At 50.5% G+C, this 3592-nt stretch carries 4 protein-coding genes; 1 reads left to right on the forward strand and 3 read right to left on the reverse strand.

The window, feature by feature from the left end:
- Positions 1-4: 4 nt before the first annotated feature.
- The 3 genes from ABYW01_RS16760 to ABYW01_RS16770 form a co-directional block, all read right to left on the reverse strand.
- A complete protein-coding gene (locus ABYW01_RS16760) occupies positions 5-343 on the reverse strand; it encodes a hypothetical protein (RefSeq protein ID WP_372834901.1) in 339 nt (112 codons plus the stop codon).
- 1 nt (position 344) lies between these two features.
- Entirely contained in the window at positions 345-1601 is a 1257-nt protein-coding gene (locus tag ABYW01_RS16765) for a tyrosine-type recombinase/integrase (RefSeq protein WP_372834903.1), read from the reverse strand.
- A gap of 351 nt (positions 1602-1952) precedes the next feature.
- The gene (locus tag ABYW01_RS16770; RefSeq protein WP_372834906.1) at positions 1953-2822 is read right to left on the reverse strand and encodes a YicC/YloC family endoribonuclease; all 870 of its coding nucleotides are present in this window, start codon (positions 2820-2822) and stop codon (positions 1953-1955) included.
- 101 nt (positions 2823-2923) lie between these two features.
- Between ABYW01_RS16770 and rph the strand changes: the two genes are divergently transcribed.
- A partial coding sequence (gene rph, locus ABYW01_RS16775) for a ribonuclease PH (protein ID WP_372834909.1) occupies positions 2924-3592 on the forward strand: 669 nt, incomplete at its 3' end.

Here is a 3592-nt window from a genome sequence, read left to right on the forward strand (position 1 = left end):
GCTGCTAGTTTCGCCTGATTGGCTTTTTTGGCATACGGCTGCGTTTGCCATCGAAGAAGGCTAATACTCTGAACCAATAGAGTGATTCTTCATAACCTAGGCTGTACGTTGGGCGTGCAGGCGGAATGAGCCCCAGCTTGCGTCCTAGGCTGACAATCACGTAGAACGTGAGTTTTAGCGTCAGCCATGGAGCGAGTACCACGAATACCATCAGGCAATACCGAGTAAGCGCGTAGCCTATGCCATGAGGTTGTTCTAGTAAGGCAATGCCAATACACCAGCCAAGGCCTGCCAGCATGGCTATTGGAAAGGTAATGGGGGCAAGTCGCATCATAAACTGCATGTTAGCGCCCTCCGATTTTGTATTGTGAAGCGGGCTCAAAGTTCACCAGCGGTTCGATCACATCAGCCACGGTTTGATGAGCAATACGGCGCTCTTCAAAGTAATCGTGGCGGTCGTAGATACCCTCAACGCCTTTTAGCTTATGGTTAAGACAGCGTTCGGCCACGTTGCCTGCAATGCCTAAAGAGGCGGCAAGGCTGCGAAAGGTACGGCGTAAATCGTGTACGGTGAAGTGTTCAAGTTTACCCATTTTATTGGGTGGCTGTTTTTTGCGCCCAGGCTCGCGACCAAAGAGTTTAGAAATGGCGCGGTTTAGCGTATCTGGCCCCATATGTGGACGATGGCTTGCTCGTCTGGCTGGGAAAACATAAGGCGAGCCACAAGCGCGGATTTGCAACTCTTTAAACCAAGCAATGGCTTGGCGTGGTAAGGGAATGCTGATTGGCACGCCGGTTTTGCTGCGTTCTTTGGGTAGATCCCACACGCCTGTGGTTAAGTCCATTTCACGCCACATGGCTTCGCACAGTTCGCTTTTGCGTACGCCCAACACCAAAAACAGGCAGCAAGCGAGGTAGTTGTCGCGGCCAAAGCTATTGATATGGGTATGAAACACACTAAAGGCGTAGTGAATTTCCTCTTTGCTGAGCATCCTGTCTTTACTGGACTCCACGCCACCGGCATCGACCACGGTAAATGCTGCGGCTGGGTTGTTCAGCGTTAAGTCGAGCTTTATCGCATGTCGAAACAGCTGCTTCATGTACATCAAGGTATCGTTGGCAATGGTAGGGCGGTTACTTTCTCGAATGCGCTCTAATACTTCACGTACATGTGTTGGACGGACTGCTTGGATAGGGAGTTGACCAATCACTGGTGCAATCTCTTTGGTAAAAACACGTTTGGGTATATTGGGGTGCTTTAACCGGCGACTTAAGTCTTTGGCATACCAGTCTTGAAACAGCTGGCTGACATTTTGGATCTCTGGGATGGTTTCAATAGCGCGAATTGCTAATGGATCTTCACCTTGCTGAAGTTGTAGCTGCATTTTAGACGATTCAAGTCGAGCCTCTGCTAAGGTCATACTTGGATATTGACCGAGCGTGGCTTCTCGTCGTCCGTTTAGGCTGGTATACCTTAGCATCCAATACGGCATGCCAGATTTTCTTACGCAAAAATATAGGCCATTACCATCACTGTATTTTTTGTTTGCTGCTGCGGTGCGAGCATAAGATTGCACCTGAGTTGCGGTTAGTTTTGCCATCGTTTGTTACTCTATATTCCTAAGAAATCGTTAAAATTTGCTCACCATTGCCCACCACTGTTTGTTTATCGATTGGTTCGATAGTTGAGTGATTGAACAATCTGCAAGCAGCACGATAAGTGGGGATGTCATAAGGCGGTGGTGAGATAGATGCAAAAATCTGCTCACCAGATACCTTGACTTTTTGCTTATTGAGTCAAAAAAACAGGTCTTGCCCACCATTTTGCCCACCACTTAAACAGCAACTGGTAACGGACATCTGCAAACCGATTTGGACGGGGAAAATAAAAAAGCCCTGTATTTACAAGCAAATAACAGGGCTTTTAAGACATTCTTGGACGGGTAAAAAAACTATTCGATGTTTTGGATCTGCTCACGCATCTGCTCAATCAACACCTTCAGCTCCACCGCGCACTGAGTGGTATCGGCGACAATGGATTTGGAAGATAACGTATTAGCTTCGCGGTTCAGCTCCTGCATCAGGAAGTCGAGTCGGCGACCGATCGGGCCTTTTTGCTTCAATACGCGACGCACTTCCAGCACATGCGTATTGAGACGGTCCATCTCTTCATCCACATCCGCTTTCTGTGCCAATATCACCATCTCCTGTTCAAGACGGCCTTCATCCAGATCCTCTTTCAGCTCTTCCAGACGGCTGCGCAGATTATCGCGCTGCGCCTGCAGGATCTGTGGCAGCTTGCTGCGCACTTCAACCACGATCTCGGAGATCGATACCAGACGCTGCTCAATCAGCGCATTCAACTCAACCCCTTCGCGTTCACGACCGGCAATCAGATCATCCAATGCACTGCCAAATAATTTCAGTGCTTCGGCTTTTACCTGATCCATATCGATCTGAGCATCTTGCAATACACCTGGCCAGCGCAGGACATCCAACGGATTCATCGGCTGAGTGTTACCCGACAGTGACAATGCTGCCACTTCATCGGCCGCCGCAATCAGTTCTTTGGCAAACTCGCTGTTCACCGTCAGCTGTTGCGCCTGAGCTTCAGGGTGAAAACGCAGCGTGCATTCAACTTTGCCGCGACTCAGCTTCTTACGCAGCTGTTCACGCAGAGACCCTTCCAGCTCACGCAGACTTTCCGGCATGCGCAGGTGAGGTTCCAGATAACGATGATTGACGGAACGGATCTCCCAGATCAGGGAACCCCAGGAATGCTCGGCCTCCTGCCGGGCAAAAGCGGTCATACTACGTGTCATATGGCTTTATCTCGATTAGAATGCAGGCTTCATTCTAACAGCCAAGCGTACACAGCGGCTATCTGCGGTGTACGGAAAACAAGCAACGGTAGTTAATACGTATGAGCTCCAGCATCTCCGAACAGCTGAACAATCTCGGTCTGAACAAGTTACGCCCGAGTGGCCGTCAACCGGACCAGATGCGTCCGGTGAAAATCACCCGCAACTTCACCTGCCATGCAGAAGGCTCAGTGCTGATTGAATTTGGCAACACCAAGGTGATTTGCACTGCATCTGTTGAGCGCGGTGTACCACGCTTCCTGCGCGGTAGTGGTAGCGGTTGGGTCACTGCTGAATACGGCATGCTGCCTCGTTCAACGAACTCGCGTAATGGCCGTGAAGCCGCCCGCGGCAAGCAGAGCGGACGTACCACTGAGATTCAGCGCCTGATCGGCCGTAGCTTGCGTGCCGCACTGGACCTGAAAAAGCTGGGTGAGAACACCATCACCATCGACTGTGACGTTATTCAGGCCGACGGTGGTACACGTACAGCCTCGATTACAGGTGCTTATGTTGCGCTGGTTGATGCTATCAACGTGCTGAAGCAGGATAAAAACGGCGCGATGAAAGGCAACCCTCTGAAACATGAGATTGCCGCAGTGTCTGTTGGTATCTACGAAGGCGAAGCGGTGCTGGATCTGGATTACGCAGAAGACTCCAAAGCCGAAACCGATATGAATGTCATCATGACCGGTTCCGGTGGCTTTATCGAAGTTCAGGGCACCGCTGAA

The organism is Pontibacterium sp. (assembly GCF_041587635.1).
Taxonomy (GTDB): Bacteria; Pseudomonadota; Gammaproteobacteria; order Pseudomonadales; family Balneatricaceae; genus Pontibacterium.

What these genes read in the sequence shown, in the direction of transcription:
- ABYW01_RS16760 (WP_372834901.1), bottom strand. Translation starts at nt 343, where the DNA reads ATGCAGTTTATGATGCGACTTGCCCCCATTACCTTTCCAATAGCCATG.
- ABYW01_RS16765 (WP_372834903.1), bottom strand. Translation starts at nt 1,601, where the DNA reads ATGGCAAAACTAACCGCAACTCAGGTGCAATCTTATGCTCGCACCGCA.
- ABYW01_RS16770 (WP_372834906.1), bottom strand. Translation starts at nt 2,822, where the DNA reads ATGACACGTAGTATGACCGCTTTTGCCCGGCAGGAGGCCGAGCATTCC.